Genomic DNA, 19542 nt, shown 5'->3' with positions numbered 1-19542 from the left:
GTCACCGGGTTCCGGCAGCGAGCGCGCTGCCGGCGGCGGGCGCGCGGCGCGACCAGTAGAGCGCCAGGAGCGATCCGGAGAGCAGCTGCCAGCAGCCCCAGAAGGCGGCGATCAGCAACATGCCGCTGGCCTCGGGGAAGAAGGTCAGGATCAGCGCCATGCCCAGGGCGGAGTTGTGGATGCCGCTTTCCAGAGTCACGGCGCGCACGTCCGCTTCGCCCAGCCGGCACAGGCGCGCGCAGAGGTAGCCGAGCAACAGGGCGCCGCCGTTGAGCAGCAGCACCGGCCAGAAGAACAGGTGGAAGTAGCCGAGGAACTGCTGGTAGTTCTTCACGAAAGCCATGCCGACGAAGGCCGCGAGCACCAGCAGCGAAAATATCCGCATGGGCTTTTCCAGGCGCCGCGCCAGGCCCGGGCGCTGACGGCCGAGGAACATGCCGGCGAGCATTGGCAGGAGCAGCACCAGCACCACGGTGCCGACCAGCTCCAGCGGGTCGATGTGGATCTGCGTGAGCAGCGCGCGGGTGTTCGGCGCAAGGCTCGCGTAGAGGGCGAAGTTGAACGGCGTGAAGAAGCCGGCGGAAAGCCCCGACACCGCAGTCACGCTGGCCGAGACCGCAACGTTGCCGCGCGCCAGCCAGGTCATCACGTTGGAGAAGCTGCCGCTCGGGCAGGTCGCCACCAGGATCATGCCCAGGGCCAGCTGCGGGTCGATCGGCAGCAGGTTGGCGAGCAGGCAGGCGCCCGCCGGCAGCAGCAGGAACTGCACGAGCATGCCGATCAGCGGCGCCTTGGGTGCGCGCAGGATGCGGGTGAAGTCTTCTCGGCGCAGTTCCAGCGACACGCCGAACATCATCAGCGCGATGATCGCGTTGAGCGCGAGCATCGAGCTGTTGGCGAACTCCAGGTGCACGTTGTTCATCGAGGCAGCTCCCGCGTGGTGCCGGAGCTTCCGGTGGCAAGGGTGGTAGGCATGCAAGGGCTCGGTTTGTTTTTGTTGTCGTATTGGGCAAGCATATGGGCCCGCCCGCCCCGCTGTAATGGCGAATCAGGACCTTTTCCGGTTAATTCAGGACGTCATGACCCGATCTCCCTCCATCACCGTGCATTACGCCCAGGGCGTGCTCCAGGCCGCCGAGCGTCTGGGCCTGGCCGTGCCGCCGGCGCTGCGAGCTTTGGGTGACGAGGCGCGCATCCCGCTGGCGCGCCAGGACGAGTTCTGGGAGGCGCTGTGCGCCGCCAGCAGCGATGCCTTGATCGGCCTGCGCCTGGGTAGTGCCCTGCAGGTCGGCCACCTGGACATGGTCGGCGCGCTGCTGATGAGCTGCGAAACCCTCAGCGAGGCCCTGGAAGGGCTGCTGGAGTACTACCCGATCATTGGCGAGGGCAGCGAGTTCGTCCTGCAGCGCGAGGCCGATGCCGTCACCCTGCGCTACTTGCCGAGCTACCGGGTGCGTCGCGCCGAACGGGTGGAAGCGGTGCTGGCTAGCCTGGTGCACCTGACCGCCTGGATCACCGGCGAACGTGCGCGGCCACAGCGGGTGGAGATGGCGCATGCGGCGCGCGGAGAGGTGCGTCTGTATGCCGATCTGCTCGGGATCGCCCCGGTCTTCGACGCGCCCGAGCCTGGCCTGAGCTTCGCCGTGGCCGACCTGCGCACGCCGCTGATCCAGGCCAACGGGCCGATGCGCGAGCATCTGCGGCAACTGGCCGACGAGCAATTGCGCCGGCTGGGCGCACAGAGCCTGGCCGTGCAGGTGCAGCAACTGCTGCAGGTGCATCCGCAGTGGGGCAAGGAACGGGTTGCCGAGCATCTCAACCTCAGCGGCCGGCACCTGAACCGCAAGCTGGCGGAGGAGGGCAGCAGCTTCAAGCTGCTGCGCGAACAGGTGCTGCAGCGCATGGCCGAACGCCTGTTGCGCGAGACGCCGCGCCTGGCGGAAGTCGCCGAGCGGCTGGGGTTCTCCGATGAAAGCGCCTTCGCCAAGGCGTTCCGCCGCTGGAGCGGCATGGCGCCGGGGCAGTTTCGCCAGGGCGGCGCCGAGTGAGGGCGATCTAGGCGCTAAGTCGCAGCGAGGCGTGTGCCTCGACGGCTTCGAGGTGGTTGCGCAGGTCGATGATCAGCAGGCTCAGGTCCCAGTAGCTGGCGCTCGCGAAATCGATCGCGGGAATCTCGTAGGCCGTGCGTTTGGGGTCGTTCAGGCGGAACGCCAGGGTCGCGGTGCGGTCCTGATTCAGCGCGCAGTGGCAGCTCATGCCCTGGAACTCGTCTTCGACCAGTTCCTTGAACAGCGGGTAGGGTATTTCCATCGCACTCGCCCTCTCGCTCGTTGAAGAGATTCGGGTCTGCGGAAAATTACGCCGGGAACAGAAGCTTAGCAGCGCATCTGTAACGTGCGTATGACACTTCCGACAGCGCCGTCCTACAGCGTCCGTCTTCGGGCTGTAAGGCAGAGCCCAGAGGCGCCGGGCCATTCGTCGGAAGTTGCCGGAGTGGGACGCGCCGCACTCCCGTTGAGCACCACTGGCGATTACCCTGCTGCCGTTTGGCTATATCGACAGCCGTGGCATTGCGCCAGTGAATGGTCGTTTCGCCGTCGTCGGGTGCCTGCTAGCGTGGCCGCTCGATCGGAGGTGGACATGGACGCAATCGAGCAACACCTGCTGCCGTTGAACGGCATTCATCTGAACGTGCACGTGGCCGGGCCCGCCGACGGGCGACCGGTCTGGCTGCTGCACGGCTTCCCCGAGTGCTGGCATTCCTGGCGCGCGCAGATTCCCGCGCTGGCCGCCGCCGGTTATCGCGTGTTCGTACCGGAGATGCGTGGCTATGGCGCCAGCGACGCGCCGCCGGCGGTCGAGGACTACGAACTGCCGACCCTGTGCGGCGACATCCGTGCGGCGATGGACGCTTTCGGTCAGCAGCGCGTGGCAGTGGTAGGCCACGACTGGGGCGCCCTGGTGGCCTGGCACCTGGCGCTGCTCGATGAAGCGCGGGTGATCGCCCTGGCGACACTCTCGGTCCCCTATGCCGGCCGGCCCAAGCGCCCGGCCACGGAGATCCTCGCCGCAGCCTTCGCCGAGCGCTTCAACTACATCCTCTATTTCCAGCAGCCAGGCGTCGCCGAGGCGGAGCTGGATGCCGACATCGAACGCAGCTTGCGCCTGTTCTTCCGCGATCCCGGCGACGAGGACCCGTTCCTCCAGGACAAACCGGCCGGCGCGCGCCTGTTCGACGGCCAGTCGGCGCCGGAGCAATTGCCCGCGTGGTGCAGCCGTGACGATCTCGACTTCTATATCCGCGCTTTCGCCGGCCGCGGCTTCCGCGGTGCGCTCAACTGGTACCGCAATTTCGAGCGCAACTGGCAGCGGAACGAGTCCCTGGCCGGCCGCCAGGTGCGGCAGCCGACCCTGTTCCTGGTGGGCGAGCACGATCCGGTGGCACGCCTGGAGGCCTACACCCTCAAGCGCATGGTGGATGTGGTGCCGCAGCTGGAAATGCATTGGCTGGACTGCGGCCACTGGATCCAGAACGAGCGTCCGGAGGCGGTGAACGAACGACTGCTGGACTTCCTCGACCGCCACTATCCGGCCTGAGATGCACCTATCCGCGCCCGCGAATGCATTTTCGGCGCATTGCGCGTATATACACGCAATGTTCTGGGCAGATCCTTTTAAGGGCTCGACGGGAGAAACGCGATGCGCATTCTGGTAGTGGGTGCAGGTTCCACCGGTGGTTTCTTCGGCGCGCGCCTGGCGCAGGCGGGGCGCGATGTCACCTTCCTGGTGCGCCCGGCGCGCGAACAGGTGCTGCGCGAAAATGGCCTGCGAGTGCTCAGCTCCCACGGCGACTTCAGCCTGGCGCCTCGCCTGGTCACCGCCGACAGCCTGGACGGCCCCTACGACCTGGTTCTGCTGACGGTCAAGGCCTATGCGCTGGAAGCTGCGCTGGACGATCTGGCACCCGCCATCGGCCCGGACAGCATGATCCTGCCGGTGCTCAACGGCATGCATCACGTCGACGCGGTGACCCGGCGCTTCGGCGCCGGGGTGTTGCTGGGTGGTGTCTGCAAGATCGCTTCGACCCTCGATGCACAAGGCCGCATCGTGCAATACGGCACCCTCAACGAGCTGGCCTACGGCGAGATGGACGGCAGCCAGAGCGAGCGCATCCAGCGAGTGGACGAATGCTTGCGCGGCGCCGGCTTCGACGCGCGCCTGTCTGCCAGCATCCATCGCGAGATGTGGGAGAAGTGGATTCTGCTGGCGTCCCTGGGCGGCATCACCTGCCTGATGCGCGGCAGCATCGGCGAGGTGGTCGCGGCGCCCCAGGGCAGTGCCTTCGCATTGCGCCTGATCGACGAAGTGGTCGCGGTGGTCCGCACGGTGGGCGAGCCGCCGAGCGAGGCCTTTCTCGGCGAGGCCCGGCGCCTGCTGACCCTGCGCGGGTCGCCACAGACTTCGTCGATGTACCGCGATCTCATTGGCGGCCATCCGGTGGAGGCCGAGCAGATCATCGGCGACTTGCTGCAACGCGGTCAGCAAGCCGGGCTGGACACGCCGCTGCTGCAGGCGGTGTACGTGCACCTCTCGGTGTATCAGCAGGGGCTTAACGGGTAACCAATCCGTAGTTGCGGGCCATGCCCGCGATCGCGGACAAGGTCCGCTCCTACGACAAGCCGCGATCTAGACCGCGCGCTGGTCGATGCTTTCGTCTGAGCGAAAATTCCCACGGTTTACCGCCAGGATTACTTCAGAAATATCTGAAGTAATTATTTGCGCAGGGCTATTTTTCCCGCTGCAGCAAGCTGCGAAAACTGCACCCACGCCAAGCCACAGAGGCCTTGGCGTACGCGGATCGGGGCACCTGAAAAGCTTCGACCGCGCTGCTGTTCCTACTGCCAAAGCCCGCCGGCAACACGCCAGGCGCACAACAACAATCGGCGAGTACAGGTCCGCGAAACAGCGGTCTGTCAGAGGAATACCACCGTGTCCATGCTTGCGCATTTCTCCCGTTCCGCATCCTCCCCAACGTCCGCCGATCCGTATCGCCGCCTGACGCTCTCAGTCGCTGCGCCCGTGCGCTGAACCTCCCGCCGAATGCTTCGCCGTGCCTGACGGCGCGGTTCACCCTGTCCGGAGTTCGTTCATGCGACTCGAGATCTTCCGCACCCTGTGGGGCTACACCCATGGCTGGCCGCAGGCCATCGCCGAACTGCGCGAGGCCGGTTTCGACGGCCTGGAAGCGCGCCTGCCCCTCGATCCCGCCCTTCGCGCCGAGTACGCACGGCTGCTGGTCGCGGAAGGGGTGCCCTACATCGCGACCCTGTTCACCGCCCACGACGTGCTGCCCGACCAGTCGGCCAGCCCGCAGGTGCACCTGGACGACCTGCAGCGCAAGCTGGGCTACGCCGCCGAGCTGTCGCCGCGCCTGGTCAACACCCTGGCCGGCAACGATCGCTGGTCGCTGGCCGCGCAGGTCGACTTCTTCGGCCGCGCCCTGGAACTGGCCGCCGCGCAGGAACTGACCTGCCTCTTCGAGATTCACCGCGCCCGTTCGCTGTACAGCCCCTGGGTGACCCTGGAGCTGATTCGCCAGGTGCCCGAGCTGCGCTTCACCACCGATATCAGCCACTGGGTGGTGGTCTGCGAGCGCCTGCTCGACGACCCCGCCGACGACCTCACGCCCTTCGTCGAGCGCGTGCAGCACATCCAGGCCCGCGTCGGCTACGACCAGGGCCCGCAGGTGCCGCACCCCGGCGCGCCGGAATACGCCAACGCGCTGGCCTTCCACCAGAAGCACTGGGAAGCCGTGTGGCGCGCCCAGCAGGCTCGCGGCCAGCAGGTGACCACGCTGACCCCGGAATTCGGCCCGGACGGCTACCTGCATCACCTGCCTTTCACCAATGCCCCGATCGCCGATCTGTGGGCGCTGAACCGCTGGATGGCGCAGGAAGAGCGCCGTCACTTCCAGCGTTTCCTCGAATCCTGACCTTCTGGAGCCATCGACCATGCAGGAGCAAGCGAGCAAGGCTTTCACTTCCATTCCCGTCGTCGACATCGGCGGGCTGTTCAGCGAACGCCTGGAAGACCGCCAGGCGGTGGCCGCCGAACTGGGCAAGGCGGCCCGCGAAGTAGGCTTCCTCTACATCCGCAACCACGGCCTCGATCCGAAGCTGATCGAGGGTCTGCAAGCCGCAGCACGGGACTACTTCGCCCAGCCGCTGGAAGCCAAGATGCGCCATTACATCGGCGCCTCGGAAAGCCACAAGGGCTTCGTCCCGGAAGGCGAGGAGGTCTACTCCAAGGGTAAGCCGGACCACAAGGAAGCCTTCGACGTCGGCTTCGAAGTGCCCGCCGACGATCCGCTGGTACTGGCCGGCACGCCGCTGCTGGGGCCCAACCGCTGGCCGGAGATCCCCGGCTTCCAGTCGCAGGTGAGCGCCTACTACCAGGCAGTGTTCGCCCTCGGCCGAAAGCTGTTCGACGGCTTCGCCCTGGCCCTGGGTCTGGAGGAAGGCTACTTCGACCCGCTGGTGAGCCGGCCGCCGTCGAAGCTGCGCCTGATCCATTACCCCTTCGATGGCGAAGCACAGGATGCACCGGGCATTGGTGCGCACACCGACTACGAGTGCTTCACCATCCTCCACGCCACCGAACCGGGCCTGGAAGTGATGAACGAAGACGGCGAGTGGATCGACGCGCCGCCGGTGCCGGGCGCCTTCGTGGTGAACATCGGCGACATGCTGGAAGTGATGACCAACGGCGCCTTCGTCGCCACCGCTCACCGCGTCCGCACGGTGCGCGAGGAGCGCTACTCGTTCCCGCTGTTCTATGCCTGCGACTACCACACGCAGATCCGCCCGCTGCCGCAGTTCGACAACGGCGGCCAGGAGTACGAAACCATCGCCATCGGCGAGCACATGTGGAGCCAGGCGCTGCAGACCTACAGCTACCTGCGCCGCAAGGTCGCCGACGGTGAACTGGCACTGCCGGAGCGGGCGCGCAAGCCGTCCAGCTTCGGCCACCTGAAAAAACAGACGCAGCCTTCTTAAGCCGCGCATAAAACCCTCGACTGGAGCAATCACGATGCTGAAAACCACCCGCACCCTCCTGGCCGCAGCCGTTGTCGGCGCCACCCTGATGGGCACCCTGCAGACCGCCAGCGCCGCCGTGACCGCCACGCCGGGGCAGTTCAAGGTCGGTATGGAAATCACCTATCCGCCCTTCGAGTCCTATGACGGCGACAAGGTCGTGGGCTCCGATCCGGAGCTGGCCGAAATGCTGGCCAAGCACATGGGCCTGAAGACGAGCTTCGTGAACACCAAGTTCTCCGGCCTGATCCTGGGCCTTAACGCCGGCCACTTCGACGCGGTGATCTCGGGCATGTACGTCACCCCCGAGCGTGCCGCCCAGGCCATGGCGATTCCCTACGCGCAGACCGGCGCGGCCATCATGGTCCCGGCCGACAGCAAGGAGCGCCCGCAGAAGCCCGAAGACCTCTGCGGCATGAAGATCGGCCTGGAGAAGGGCACCACCTGGGTGCCGAAGTTCGAAGAGCTGTCCAAGACCTACTGCGTGCCCAACGGCAAGGGCGCCATCAGCGTGAGCGAATACCCGTCCGCGCCGGAAGTGACCCAGGCGCTGCTGTCGAAGAACGTCCACGCCCAGGTGGAAATCTCCGGCGCCGCGCACATGATCGCCGAGCGCTCCAAGGGCCGCGTGGTGGTCAGCTCCAACGAGCTGATCTACAAGCAGACCCTGGGCATGTACGTGAAGAAGGGCAACCAGGAGCTGTACGACGCACTCAAGACTGCCTTCCAGCAATCCAAGGACAGCGGCGAATTCGCTGCCCTGCTGAAGAAATACGCTCTCGAAGAAGCTCCGGCGACCGAGTGATTCCGCTTTAACGCAACATGAAAGACGGGCCCGGCCTCGCGCCGGGCCCGTTCGCCGAGGTACCCATGCAATTCGACTGGAACTACTTCTTCTCGCTCTTCTCCCTCCCAGATTTCTGGAAGGCCTGCGTCACGGTGATCGAACTGAGCGCCCTGACCTGGCTGATCGGCATGGTCCTGGGCTTCTTCCTCGCCTGCGCCAAGCTTTCCACCTCGCGCTGGCTGCGCGTGCCCACCGGGCTGTACATCTGGTTCTTCCGCAGCGTGCCGCTGCTGGTGCTGGTGGTCTTCGTCTACAACCTGCCGCAACTCTTCCCGGCCAGCGGCGCGCTGCTGTCCGATCCGTTCATTGCCGGCCTGCTCGCCCTGGTGCTGACCGAAGCGGCGTACATGGCCGAGATCCATCGCGGCGGCCTGATCTCCGTGGCCAAGGGCCAGAAGGAAGCCGGTCGCGCCCTGGCCATGGGCGGCATCGGCATCCAGCGCCTGATCGTCATCCCGCAGGCGTTCCGCATCTCGCTGCCGACGCTGATCAACGAATACGTCACCGTGGTCAAGCTGACCTCGCTGGTCTCGGTGATCTCCCTCACCGAACTGCTGCAGGTCGGCGAGCGCCTCTACGCGCAGAACTTCCTGGTGATGGAAACCCTCTCCGCGGTGGCTATCTACTACGTGCTGATCGTCACCCTGTTCGGCTGGGGCCTGCAGTACCTGGAGCACCGCCTGGACCTCAACGCCCGCAAGCCGGAAACCCTGACCGACGAGCGCGTGGCAAGCCTGCGCAAGAACCTCCCGGCCACCCCGGTGGCCGGTCGCGACGCAGCGCCGGTCGGCGCGCCGCCGGCGCTGCAGCTCAAGGGCATCCGCAAGAGCTACGGCAAGCATGAAGTGCTCAAGGGCGTGGACCTGCGCGTGGGCAACGGCGAAGTGGTGTCAATCATCGGCCCGTCCGGCTCCGGCAAGACCTCGCTGATCCGCACCGTCAACGGCCTGGAAGGCATCGACGGCGGCGCCACCGAACTGTTCGGCAAGGCCTACATCGAAGCCGGCAAGCCCAACCCGGCCCGCTTGCGCGAAGGCGTGCAGCACATCGGCATGGTGTTCCAGAACTTCAACCTGTTCCCGCACCGCACCATCCTCGACAACGTCACCCTGGCGCCGCGCTTCCACGGCCAGGCCGGGCGCGACATCTGCGAGCAGAAGGCCCTGGCGCTGCTGGACAAGGTCGGCCTGCTGGCCCACGCCTACAAGTACCCGCACCAGCTCTCCGGCGGCCAGCAGCAACGCGTGGCCATCGCCCGCGCGCTGGCGATGGCGCCGGCGATCATGCTGTTCGACGAGCCGACCTCGGCGCTGGACCCGGAACTGGTGGGCGACGTGCTCAACGTGATCCGCGACCTGGCGAAGGAGGGCATGACCATGGTCATCGTCACCCACGAAATGGACTTCGCCATGTCGATTTCCGACCGGGTGATCTTCATGGAGCACGGCCAGGTGCAGGTCGACGCCGCCCCGGCAAGCATCCGCAACGGCGAATGCGGCGAGCGGGTGATGCGCTTCATCGGCCTGGAGCGTCAGGCCGAGCTGGACGAGGCTCAGCGCCGGGCGTTCATCGCCGGCTGAGAGCGTTCATGGCAAGGGCAATCCTTGCTGAGAGCGGTGTAAACCGCCCCCTCTCCCGCAAGCGGGAGAGGGGCTGTTCGGCGTAGGCGGTGATATCGGCATCTGCCTGTAGGAGCGGATCTCATCCGCGAAAAACCCCGCACCGAAGCCGCCGTGTAGGAGCGCGCCATGCGCGCGATTCGCGGCCATGGGCCGCTCCTACAGGTTCAGGTTCTCGCCGGTTGCACCGCCACATGCATTACGGCCGCGCTTCCCACAGCTTCACGGCATCCGATACGCGCATCCACAGCGCGCCTTGCCAGTCCAGCAGGCCGACTTGCTTGCCTAGCGCCGGGCCGAAATAGCGGCGGGGCTGGTGCGGGTTGTGCTGCTGGGCGTCGTGCAGCACCGGCAGCACTTCGTTGCTCAGCCACTGGCGCAGGCTGCGGTTTTCCGGGTGGTAGAAGTTGACCATCAACAGCGCGTAGACACCGCTTTCGCTGACCAGCAGTTCCTTCTCGACATCACCCTGCAGACCCGCCAGGAGCGCCGTGCGGTGCTGGTCGGCGTCCAGCCGCTGGACGACCCGCTCGGTGATGTGGCTGTTGGTGAGGCGCGCCAGGTCGCGGGCGACGAACCAGGCCTGGCTGTCGATCAGCACACCGCGAAGCTGGCGGTGGTGACGCAGGAAGAAGGAAGGGGTAAGGACGGATTCGGAAGGGCTCATGCTGTCGCTCCTTGCTCGTTCAAGAAGCCGCCACCGGGAATACCGGGAGTAGGGAGGCGGACCGTGCAGGGGTAGAAAACCGGGTAGAAAGACCGGCCGGACCGAAGTCCGCCTTGCACGGTCCGCCATAGACAGCCAAAGAGGGGCCGGTCTTTACGACCGGACCCTCTTTGCTACAGCGCTTTTTCTACTCCAGGTTTCTACGCCTGGCCGCGACAAAATCGCGGCGGGCGAAAACTACGCAGGAAGCCTGTAGGACCGCAATGCAGTCGCAGCGTAGGACATTTCCCTAATTGGAAATGGAGAGAGTTTCTCCAGCGGGCGTCCAGCGCTCCTACGGGCTCGAAAATCCCTCGTACCGATCCCTCCGTAGGGCGCATAACCGCGTTCGCGGTTATGCGCCGCCGCCCAGCACGGAAACGGCGGATAACCCCTTCGGGGTTATTCGCCCTACGGGGTCGGCATTCGTGCCGTGCGGTTCGCGAGCAAGAACTAGGCGTCCCCCTCGCTCCTACGGGAGTCGGGATTTCAGGCGCGCTTGAACAGCACCGCCAGCAGCGCATTGGCTGCTTCGCGCAGGCGTTGCGGGTCCTGATACACGCGCTCGATGACGACGATGCCGCGGGTCAGGGTGACCACCAGGCGCGCGGCCAGGTCGGGCTCCAGGTTCAGCAGCGCGCGGGCGTCGTCCTGGTCAAAGCGTTCGTGGAGCAACGCTTCCAGCCCGTCGAGGAAGGCGCGCAGGGCTTCGCGGATCGGCTCGGCCATGGCGGTTTCGTCGGTCGCCGTCTTGGTCGTCAGGCAGCCGCGCGAGGGGTCGCCGCTGGTCATCGATTCGATGATGAAGTCGAAGAAGGCCGCCAATGCCGCATCCGCGGGCTGGCTCGCGAGCAACTCGCGCACGGCCACGAAGAAGCGTTCCTGGTAGCGGCGGAAGACCTCCAGGAACATCGCCTGCTTGTCGCCATAGGCGTTGTACAGCGAACCGCGCAGCACGCCGGTGGCCTGCGCCAGGTCCTGCATGGAGGTGGCGGCGAACCCCTGCTGCCAGAACACCTCGAGGGCGCGTTCCAGCGCCTGGTCTTCGTCGAATTGCTTCACGCCTGCCATGGGCGACTCCGGGAGTGGTGAACGGACGAATGTTGACATGCCTGTTAAACATGTCAACACTGTCAATCATGACATGCATGTCAAAGATTGCTTCGAGGGCCACAGGAGAGCGCCCGGCGAAGCCTCCCGGCCGGCGCATGGCGCCGTTCCCACTTGCCAGCGGACATTCCGACATGAACCCAGCAAACCCCGCGGCGGCGCAGCGCCAGCCGCATCCCTTGCACGCAATCCTCGCCGGCTTGTGCGCCAGCCTGGTCGGTATCGGCCTTGCGCGCTTTGCCTACACGCCCCTGATTCCTTCGCTGATCGAAGCCCATTGGTTCGCCGCCAATGACGTGGTCTACCTCGGCGCCGCCAACCTGGTCGGCTACCTGGCCGGCGCGTTGGTCGGCCGCCCGCTGGCGCGCAGGTTGGCGCCGCGCGTGGCGCTGCAGCTGATGATGCTGCTTGCCTCGCTGGCGTTCGTCGCCTGTGCCTTCCCGCTGTCGGTGGCCTGGTTCTTCCTCTGGCGTTTCCTCTCCGGCCTGGCCGGCGGCGCCATCATGGTCCTGGCGGCGGGCACCGTGCTGCCGTTCATTCCCGGCGAACGCAAGGGCCTGGCCAGCGGCGCGGTGTTCCTCGGCCTGGGCCTGGGCATCGCCGGCTCCGGCACCCTGGTGCCGTTGCTGCTGGAGATGGGCCTGCGGCAGACCTGGATCGGCCTGGGCGCGCTCTCGCTGCTGTTGACCGTCATCGCCTGGGCCGGCTGGCCGCATGCGCCGCGTCTGCCGGCAGCCAGCCGCGCGCAGGCGAAAGTTGCGGTGCCACCGGTGCTGCGCCTGATCTACGCGCAGTACGCGCTGATGGCCGTCACGCTGGTGCCGATGATGGTGTTCCTGGTCGATTACGTGGCGCGAGGGCTGCAGTGGGGCACGCATTCCGCCGCACTGTTCTGGGTGGTCTACGGACTCGGCGCCATTGCCGGGCCGATGAGCTACGGCGTGCTGGCCGATCGCATCGGCGTCGCTGCGAGCACTCGCATCGCGCTGCTGGCTCAGGTGATTGCGGTAGCTGCGCTGGTGCTCTCGCAACAGCCAGCGGTGCTGGTCGCGGCTGTGCTGGTAATCGGCAGCTTCCCGCCGGGCATAGTGCCGCTCACCCTCGGCCGCGTGCAGCAGGCGCTTCCGACCGACGCCGTTGCCCAGGGCGCCGCCTGGAGCCGTGCCACGGTGATCTTTGCGCTGTTCCAGGCACTGGCCGGCTATGCCTACTCGTACCTGTTCGCCAGCAGCGGCGGCAATCACCGCGAGCTGTTCGCGCTGGCTGGGTGTGCAGTGGTGCTGACGTTGCTCGCCGAAGTCCCTCTGCTGCTCGGGCAGCGCCGCGAAAGCGTGGAACTGGCCGACTGATCAGCAGCAGCGCTCGGCCGTTCCGCCGAGCGCCACCAGCTCGCGATAGGAGATGCGCCGATAGCCGGCCAGCGCCTTGTCGAGCAGTGTGCGGAGGGACTCGCCATCCGGGAGGTAGGCGTCGCCGAAATCGCCATCGGCGAGTTGGGTAGGGTGGGCGACTATCTCCAGCGGCCCGCCGAGCCGCACGCCGTCGCGCAGGTCGCGCGGGGTGCAAACCCAGTTCGCCGTGCAGCCGGCAATACCCGCCAGGCGGCGATTGAGCAGCAGCTTGAAGGCACGTTTCACCGGTCCGATGTTGCGCCCCAGGTTGCGCGCCAGTCGCACCGGCACGCCCTGTTCGGCAGCGAAACCCGCAACCAGCGGGGCGATGGGCCAGAGGTTGTGCACGTGCTGGTGCGAGTCGATATGGCTGGGGCGGATGCCCTGGGCCAGGCAGGCCTGCCACTGTGCCTGCAGTTCGCCGCGCACCGCTTCGGCGGCATTGGCGGGAATACGCAGGGCGTGCCGGGGCAGGCTCAGGTCGAACTGTCCGGCGCTGTCGCAGAACAGCCGCTGGCTGCGGATCGCCGCGCTCAATGGCGGGCCGTAGGTCAGGTTGAAATGCAGGCCGACGGCCTCGGCGAAGCCGCGCTCGCGGGCCAGTGCGCAGGCGGCGGCGAAGGCCGGCATGTTGGCCATGGCGGTCGCCGAGCTGATCAGCCCGTCGGCGAAGGCCGCGACTATCACGCGGTTCTCGTCGTCGTTCAGGCCGAAGTCGTCGGCGTTCACGATGACCAGTCGGCTCTGGGTCATGGGCTGGGCTCCGCGCTGGGCGCCGCCTGGCGCCGGCGTTGCAGGTGCGGTTTGAGCTGGCGCCAGGCGCCGTAGGCCAATCCCAGGGCGAGGCCGCTGGGGCGCCGCGAATAGAAGCTCCAGCGCAGGTGCTCGACCTCGCCGGTCTGGCGTTCGTGCAACTGGTGGTTGGAGCCGCGCAGGCGAACCCGCGAGGCATCGAGCCATTGCCAGCCTTCTTCCAGGCCCCAGCGCAGCCACTCGTCCAGCAGCATGCGCCCGGCGCCGAGGGCGGCGTATTCGGGCAGGAAGGCCAGGTTGTAGTCATAGAGACGGCCCTGGTCGAACAGGCCGAGGCGGTAGCTGATCACCCGACCGTCGTGCTCCAGCAGCACCACGCGCAGGCAGTTCTCGGCGGCCAGCCCGCGCAATGCCTGGTCCATCCAATGACGACGCTGGGCGCCGGAAAAGATGCCGACGCCTTCGTCGCCTTTCCAGCTGCGTTGCTCCACTTCGGCGATGGCCTCGATCAGCGCCGGCGCGGTGCTCGCATCGGGGCACAGCCGGACCACCCGCGCGCCAATCTCCTCGCAGCGCCGGCGCGCCTTGCGCAGCTTGTAGCGCAGGTCGCCGCTGGGTTCGCGGCGGTCGTCCTCGCCAATCTGGTGGACCGGCGCGCGGCAGCTGGGGCGCCGTTCGGCGAACCAGCTGGCCTGCGCCCAGGCCTCGCAAGGCATGCGCTGCGAGGGTTCGGCGGTGAGTTCGCTGAGTTGCAGGAGGGCGTGCGGCAGGTCGCGGCGGATGCACTGCAGCACTTCGTCCAGTGCCGCTTGCTGACCGGCATCGATGAGCAGGGCGATGCGGTCGGCCAGCGGATAACCGAGGTGGCGCACCACGCGGAACGGCAGGCCGGCGCGGCGTTCGCGGCATTCCAGCAGCGGCAGGCAGAGCACCAGCCGCGGGCCATCCCAGCCGAGCAGCACGTGCAGGTCCTGGCCGGGCGACAGCGCTCCCTCGGCCCCTTGCAGCCAGCCCAGGCGGTTGAACGGGGTGGCTTGCTCGACGCGCTGGCGCAGCGCTTCGTAGTCGTCGCGGGGGAAGTCGGCGGCGGCCAGGCTGCGGCACCACTGCAGGCGCATGTTCAGATTCCTTTCTGGCCGGCCATGCTCGGCCCGGTATGGTTGGCGGCGGCGCACAGGGCCGCCAGGCGCGGTTCGCGGCTGCGGCTGCGGCGGTTGAAGTACAGGCAGTTGAACAGGCGGTAGACGTGCAGGCTCTCGCCGGTCTCGCGGAAACCCAGGCGCTGGTGCAGGCAGAGCGCCGGCAGGTTGCGCACGTCCACGTGCGCGCGGGTGCTGTGGAAGCCCTGGGCGTGGTAATGCTCCCAGACCCGTTGCATGCCCAGCAGCGCCAGACCGTTGCCGCGATAGCTCTCGGCAACCGCGCCGGCGAACTGGTAGATGCAACCGGGCGGTACGCGCATCCAGCAGCGGTAGTGACCGGCGTCGAAGTAGTCCTGTTCGCTGATCCAGACCATGGCGAAGGCGTCGCCGCGCGAGTCGAGGTGAGCGAGGCCAAGCAGGTTCTGGCCGAGCATGGCGCGGATCGCCGGCAGGTAGCTGGCGAAACGGCGCTCGAAGGCCGGCAGCAGCTCGGCAGTGATCTGCCGCGCCGGCGGCGACTGCAGGTCCGACGGCAACGCCAGCGGCTTGTCCAGGCGCCGTTCGACGCCCAGCAGTTCCCAGTGCTTGAACAGCACCCGCTCCAGCAGCAGCTGCAGGGTGCCCAGCAGGCCGCGACGCTGCAGGGTGGCGGCAAGGTGGCGCAAGCGGATCATGTGGCCTCCCAGCGCAGGGCGAAGAGGCTTTCGCCCGGCAGATCGAAGCGCGCCCGGTCGTTCTCGCAGGTCAACGGCCAGTCGCGCTCCAATCCCTGGCTGTCGAACAGGCGCAGGCTTGGCCGGGCGGCGCACAGCGCGCCTCCGGCGACTTCCACGGCCTGCTGCCGCACACCCTTGTTCACCCCCAGCAGGCTGTGGCGCTTGCCGTCGCGCAGTGCCAGGGCGTCTACCTCGAAGGCGGAGTTGTCCAGTGCCTGAACGTGGCCCAGCCAGTGCTGCAGGAGGAAATGCTGGGCCAGGGCCACCGGCTTGGGCGTGGCCCCGGCGTCTTCGCGCAGCATGCCCTTGGTGTAGGCGTCCTCGTCCTGCGCCTGGAACCACAGGAGCATGTCGAGCAGGCCGTCCTGGGACGCGTTGAACACCACCGAAGCCCACCACAGCGCGGCGTACTGGCTGTTCTGCTGGTAGGGGCTCAGCGAGTCGCCGCTGGAGATGTTGGTCTGGTCCAGCAGCAGGGCCTTGCGCGGGCGGCCGTCGACGTTCAGGCCGACCAGGTCGGCGGCCTGGCGCACGCTGTCGCGGTAGCGGCGGGTGGCGAGCAGGTCGCGCTGCATCCATTCGTGCCAGGCCAGGGCGTCGATCTCGTCGCCATGCGCGGCCAGCAACTGGCGTGCCCAGTCCAGGCCGCGGCGCTGCTCGGCGCCGGGGCGGAAGGGCCCGTCGAGCAGGCGCGAACTGGCCGGCATGGCGATGCGCACGCCGGCGGCGCGGGCGCCGGGGTTGGCGCGCACGCGCTGGAGCATGGCGTCGAAGTAGCGGGCGAAGCTTTCGTAGTCGGGGTAGTTGAGGTTCGGTTCGTCGGCGAAGGCCAGGTAGTGCAGGCCCTTGCCCGGCAGGCGCGCGCTGTCGGCCAGCCAGGCGTCGAGACCGGCGAAGGTCTGCGGGTCGGCGTCGAGCACGGCGCGGCGGCCGGTGCCGGCCAGCAGGGTGATGTCCTGGTCGATGCCCAGCTGCTGCTGGAACGCCTGGCGGAAGGCGATCTCCCGCTGCGGTTGGCGCGGCAGCACGTCGACGAAGCTGTAGTAGCCGCCCGCCTTGCCATTGATGGTTGCCAGCTGCTGCATGCCGGTGGCGTCCGGCACGCCATAGGGCAGGGCGGTGCCCAGGCGCGGCGCCGGGCCGAGATCCTTGTCGCCGAGGGTCAGGACGACCTGGCCAGGCTGCCATTGCGGGCGGAACAGCGCCTTGGCCGACAGCGCGAAGAGGTTGGCGGTGCCGTCCAGCCAGAAGGCCGCCTTGCCGCTGCCTTGCAGCTCCAGGCGCCAGGTCTCCTCGCGCGCCGACAGCGGCAGACGGGCCTTGTCGTACTCGGCGTAGGCGTCGTGGCGCTTCAACGCCAGCTCGACCTGCATGCCATCGCTCAGGCGCGTGGCGCGCAGGCCGTGGACGCCGCCGTAGTGCTTGCCGGCGAGCTGCACGTTTTCGTCGGGGCCGACGCGGAAGTACAGCTGGGTGCCGTCGCCGACCTCGGCGCAGAAGTGCAGTTTCGCCGGCTCGAACTGCGAGGCGGTGGCCTCGCCGTGGCTGACGTCGTAGCTGCGGAAGCTGTAGCCGGGCACGTGGAGGGCGTAGTCACCGGCGCCGGTGGGCAGGTCCAGGCGCTGTTCGCCGCGCTCGCCGCCGGCGGGGATATCGAGCTGGCGGACCAGGCGCCCGCTGCCGTCGAGCAGGTACAGCTGCTCGTGGTTGGCCTCGGCCTGCCAGGCCGGGCGCCAGCGGATGTCGAGCTGTTCCCAGGCGCTCGGCCGCAGGTACAGCACGCCGTCGCGCAGGCCGCTCCAGGTCGGGCTGTCCGCCAGGGCGAGGGAGGCGAGCAGGGCAGCACCAAGGCCGAGCAGCGCTCTCAGCATGCCGCCTCCCGGGCTTGCAGCATGGCGCGCAACTGGCGCACGTCTTCGGGCAGCAGGATCAGCGTGCGCTGCCAGGGCACGCCGCTGATCCGGCAGTACAGCGCCAGCATCGCCACGGCCACGGCCAGGTAGGCGATCGAGGAGGCGATGCCCGAGCCGACGATGCCCAGCGGCGGGATGAGCACGACGTTGAGCACCAGGTTCAGCAGCACGGCCAGGCCCATCATGATCGACAGCGCGCCGGGTCGCTGCTTGCCCAGCAGGTCCAGGCGCAGGATGCTCGCGTAGCACAGGCCGAACAGCCCCGGCAGCAGCGCCAGCAGGGCCGGGTAGGCGGGCGCGTAGGGCGCGCCGAACATCAGCACTATCAACCATTCGCCAATGATCGCCATGCCGATGCAGGCGACGAGCATCACGGTGGCGGTCAGGCGCAGGGCGAAGGGGGTGAGTTCGTCGATGCCTTCGCCCTGTTGCAGCAGGCGCTTCATCAGCGGCGTGGTCACCGCCTCGGGAACGATCAGCAGCAACTCGGCCGCCGCGCTGGCGAGGGCGTATTCGCCCAGCGCAGAGGGCGGCAGCATGGAGCCGATCAGCAGGTAGTCGGCGCGCAGCAGCATCTCCTGGAAGATCACGTTCGGGTGGCTTCGCCCGCTGTAGCGCAGCAACTCGCCCTGTTCGCCGCGTTCCCAGCGCAGGCGGATGCTGTGCAGCCGCGCCATCCAGATCACCCCGACCACTATCACCAGCGCCAGCCCAGCCAGCCAGCTCGCCACCGCCGCGCGCAGGGGGGCATCGCGCCAGAGCAGCCAGAGGCCGACGAACAGCACCAGCGGCAGGAAGGATTCGAGCAGGCGCATCACGTTGTAGGCATTCACCTGGCCGTCGGCGTTGTGCAGGGTCAGCAGGCCGCTCTTGAGCACCGCCAGCGGCACCGCGAGCAACAGCAGCCAGGCCAGCAGGCCGAGGTCCTGGGACAGCGCGAGGTCGACGCCGACGGTGCGCATCACCACCACGAAGAACAGGGTGAACAGGGTCGATACCAGGCAGCCGTAGACCAGCACCTGGGTCAGCAGCACGCCGAGCGGCTTGTGCCGCGCCGCCTGGTAGCCGACGGCGGTGTTGAGCCCGCCGCTGGTGAGGGCGCCGATCAGGTCGGGCAGGGTGCTGAACAGCGCGAACAGGCCGCGATCGGCCGGCCCGAGCAGGCGCGCCAGGAGGATATTGCGCAGCAGCCGCAGGGCGATCATCGCCACCCGCGTGGCGGTGCTGTAGAGCATGCTGCGGACGAAGCCTCCCTCCTTCATGCCTGTGCTCCGCGAAAGATGCGCCAGGCCAGCAACGACGGGTTACGCGCGGCCTGCTGGCCGACATCGATGCGCGGCAGGCCGAGGGCTTCGCTGCGGTCGTCTACCAGCCCGGGGCGGGTGGCCAGGGCGTGGCGGTAGCCGAGTGCGGCGACCGCCTCGCGCACTTGCGGGCTGTGGTCGCCGTTGGGGTAGCAGTACACCGCCAGCGGTTGCGCGCAGTGTTCCGCTAGGGTTCGCCGCGAGCGCTCGAGGTCTTCGGCCAGGGCCTGGCCGTCGAGCTGGGTGAGGATCGAGTGGCTGGCGCCGTGGGGACCGAAGCGCACCAGGCCCGAGGCTTCCAGGTCGCGCACCTGGCTCCAGTCGAGGGTTTCCGCCTGCGGCGCCGGCGGGCAGCTGTCGGCCAGTTGCTGCAGGGTGGTCGGGGCCAGTGCCTTGAGCTGTTGCAGGTAGGCAGCGAGGGCGGCACTGCGTTCCGCGCTGTGGCCGGGTTCGCGCAATAGTGCCGGCAGAGGATGGCCGCGCTCGGCGAGGCTGGCGATCAACGCGGGAACGGCCGCGGGGTCGCGCCACAGGCTCTCGCCGATGGCCTCCCACCAGAAGCGCTGGTGGCTGCCGATGAAGTCAGTGGAGAGGAAGATGCTCGCCGGCATGCCGTAGCGCTGCAGCAGCGGGAAGGCCTGCTCGGCGTTGTCGCGCCAACCGTCGTCGAAGCTGAGCGCCACGCGCGGCCGAGCGCCGTGCGGGCGCTCCAGCAGCTCGGCCAGCGGCACGCAGTCGAAGTGCCGGCCGAGCCATTGCAGCAGGTGCTCGAAGCTCTGCCGGCCGATGCACAGCGCGCGGCGATGCGGCAGCGCGGCTTCGCTGTCGTCGGCCAGGACGCGGTGCAGCATCAGCACCACCCCGGCGCCGCGCAGGCGTCGGCGGCCCATGGGGGAGTGCAGGTAGGCCGTGCCGGCGAGGCGTTTGATCTGTTGGCGCATGTTCAC

At 67.9% G+C, this 19542-nt stretch carries 18 protein-coding genes; 8 read left to right on the top strand and 10 right to left on the bottom strand.

Annotated elements, in window-relative coordinates:
- Position 1: 1 nt before the first annotated feature.
- A complete protein-coding gene (locus ACA097_RS27160) occupies positions 2 to 922 on the bottom strand; it encodes a bile acid:sodium symporter family protein (RefSeq protein WP_371367365.1) in 921 nt (306 codons plus the stop codon).
- A gap of 157 nt (positions 923 to 1079) precedes the next feature.
- On the opposite strand from ACA097_RS27160, the gene ACA097_RS27155 reads away from it, so the two are divergent.
- Complete coding sequence (locus tag ACA097_RS27155; protein ID WP_371367363.1) at positions 1080 to 2048, top strand: AraC family transcriptional regulator; 969 nt, start codon at positions 1080 to 1082, stop codon at positions 2046 to 2048.
- Positions 2049 to 2055: 7 nt separating this feature from the next.
- Here ACA097_RS27155 and ACA097_RS27150 read toward each other — a convergent pair whose 3' ends face one another.
- A complete protein-coding gene (locus ACA097_RS27150) occupies positions 2056 to 2310 on the bottom strand; it encodes a hypothetical protein (protein WP_043252447.1) in 255 nt (84 codons plus the stop codon).
- Positions 2311 to 2640: 330 nt separating this feature from the next.
- On the opposite strand from ACA097_RS27150, the gene ACA097_RS27145 reads away from it, so the two are divergent.
- The 6 genes from ACA097_RS27145 (at position 2641) to ACA097_RS27120 (ending at position 9521) form a co-directional block, all read left to right on the top strand.
- Positions 2641 to 3597: an alpha/beta fold hydrolase gene (locus tag ACA097_RS27145; RefSeq protein ID WP_371367361.1), complete on the top strand. Its 957-nt coding sequence runs from the start codon at positions 2641 to 2643 to the stop codon at positions 3595 to 3597.
- Between the two features lie 102 nt (positions 3598 to 3699).
- On the top strand, positions 3700 to 4620 hold the full coding sequence (panE, locus tag ACA097_RS27140) for a 2-dehydropantoate 2-reductase (protein WP_043252451.1): 921 nt from the start codon (positions 3700 to 3702) through the stop codon (positions 4618 to 4620).
- A gap of 529 nt (positions 4621 to 5149) precedes the next feature.
- Positions 5150 to 5992: a sugar phosphate isomerase/epimerase family protein gene (locus tag ACA097_RS27135; RefSeq protein WP_371367359.1), complete on the top strand. Its 843-nt coding sequence runs from the start codon at positions 5150 to 5152 to the stop codon at positions 5990 to 5992.
- 19 nt (positions 5993 to 6011) lie between these two features.
- Positions 6012 to 7055 carry an isopenicillin N synthase family oxygenase gene (locus ACA097_RS27130; RefSeq protein ID WP_043252456.1) on the top strand — a complete coding sequence of 348 codons (1044 nt, stop codon included), beginning with the start codon at positions 6012 to 6014 and terminating at the stop codon, positions 7053 to 7055.
- Positions 7056 to 7089: 34 nt separating this feature from the next.
- Complete coding sequence (locus ACA097_RS27125) at positions 7090 to 7899, top strand: ABC transporter substrate-binding protein (protein WP_371367357.1); 810 nt, start codon at positions 7090 to 7092, stop codon at positions 7897 to 7899.
- 65 nt (positions 7900 to 7964) lie between these two features.
- Positions 7965 to 9521 (top strand): amino acid ABC transporter permease/ATP-binding protein, encoded by a 1557-nt coding sequence (locus ACA097_RS27120; RefSeq protein ID WP_371367355.1) that lies wholly within the window; start codon positions 7965 to 7967, stop codon positions 9519 to 9521.
- A 238-nt stretch (positions 9522 to 9759) separates the two neighbouring features.
- On the opposite strand, the gene ACA097_RS27115 is transcribed toward ACA097_RS27120, so the two are convergent.
- Together ACA097_RS27115 and ACA097_RS27110 are read right to left on the bottom strand one after the other, a co-directional pair.
- Entirely contained in the window at positions 9760 to 10227 is a 468-nt protein-coding gene (locus tag ACA097_RS27115; protein ID WP_371367353.1) for a Bro-N domain-containing protein, read from the bottom strand.
- Positions 10228 to 10755: 528 nt separating this feature from the next.
- Positions 10756 to 11337, bottom strand: a complete 582-nt coding sequence (locus ACA097_RS27110; RefSeq protein WP_043252462.1) for a TetR/AcrR family transcriptional regulator — start codon at positions 11335 to 11337, stop codon at positions 10756 to 10758.
- A gap of 173 nt (positions 11338 to 11510) precedes the next feature.
- Here ACA097_RS27110 and ACA097_RS27105 point away from each other — a divergent pair, with 173 nt between their 5' ends.
- On the top strand, positions 11511 to 12725 hold the full coding sequence (locus tag ACA097_RS27105) for a YbfB/YjiJ family MFS transporter (RefSeq protein WP_043257293.1): 1215 nt from the start codon (positions 11511 to 11513) through the stop codon (positions 12723 to 12725).
- On the opposite strand, the gene ACA097_RS27100 is transcribed toward ACA097_RS27105, so the two are convergent.
- The 6 genes from ACA097_RS27100 to ACA097_RS27075 are packed head-to-tail and all read right to left on the bottom strand — an operon-like array spanning position 12726 to position 19542.
- Positions 12726 to 13520 carry a carbohydrate deacetylase gene (locus ACA097_RS27100; RefSeq protein ID WP_371367351.1) on the bottom strand — a complete coding sequence of 265 codons (795 nt, stop codon included), beginning with the start codon at positions 13518 to 13520 and terminating at the stop codon, positions 12726 to 12728.
- The gene (locus tag ACA097_RS27095) at positions 13517 to 14638 is read right to left on the bottom strand and encodes a GNAT family N-acetyltransferase (RefSeq protein WP_371367349.1); all 1122 of its coding nucleotides are present in this window, start codon (positions 14636 to 14638) and stop codon (positions 13517 to 13519) included. The genes ACA097_RS27100 and ACA097_RS27095 overlap by 4 nt, the downstream gene beginning before the upstream one ends.
- 2 nt (positions 14639 to 14640) lie before the next feature.
- Positions 14641 to 15336 (bottom strand): N-acetyltransferase, encoded by a 696-nt coding sequence (locus ACA097_RS27090; RefSeq protein ID WP_052355277.1) that lies wholly within the window; start codon positions 15334 to 15336, stop codon positions 14641 to 14643.
- Positions 15333 to 17249 carry a hypothetical protein gene (locus tag ACA097_RS27085; protein ID WP_371367346.1) on the bottom strand — a complete coding sequence of 639 codons (1917 nt, stop codon included), beginning with the start codon at positions 17247 to 17249 and terminating at the stop codon, positions 15333 to 15335. Before ACA097_RS27085 ends, ACA097_RS27090 begins: the two co-directional genes overlap by 4 nt.
- Complete coding sequence (locus tag ACA097_RS27080; protein ID WP_371367344.1) at positions 17243 to 18553, bottom strand: lipopolysaccharide biosynthesis protein; 1311 nt, start codon at positions 18551 to 18553, stop codon at positions 17243 to 17245. The genes ACA097_RS27085 and ACA097_RS27080 overlap by 7 nt, the downstream gene beginning before the upstream one ends.
- Positions 18550 to 19542, bottom strand: a complete 993-nt coding sequence (locus tag ACA097_RS27075) for a polysaccharide deacetylase family protein (protein ID WP_371367342.1) — start codon at positions 19540 to 19542, stop codon at positions 18550 to 18552. Before ACA097_RS27075 ends, ACA097_RS27080 begins: the two co-directional genes overlap by 4 nt.

Source organism: Pseudomonas sp. QL9 (assembly GCF_041409665.1).
Lineage (GTDB): Bacteria > Pseudomonadota > Gammaproteobacteria > Pseudomonadales > Pseudomonadaceae > Pseudomonas > Pseudomonas knackmussii.
Note: the sequence above shows the minus strand (reverse complement) of the source record. Positions and strands in the feature narration are given on the sequence as shown.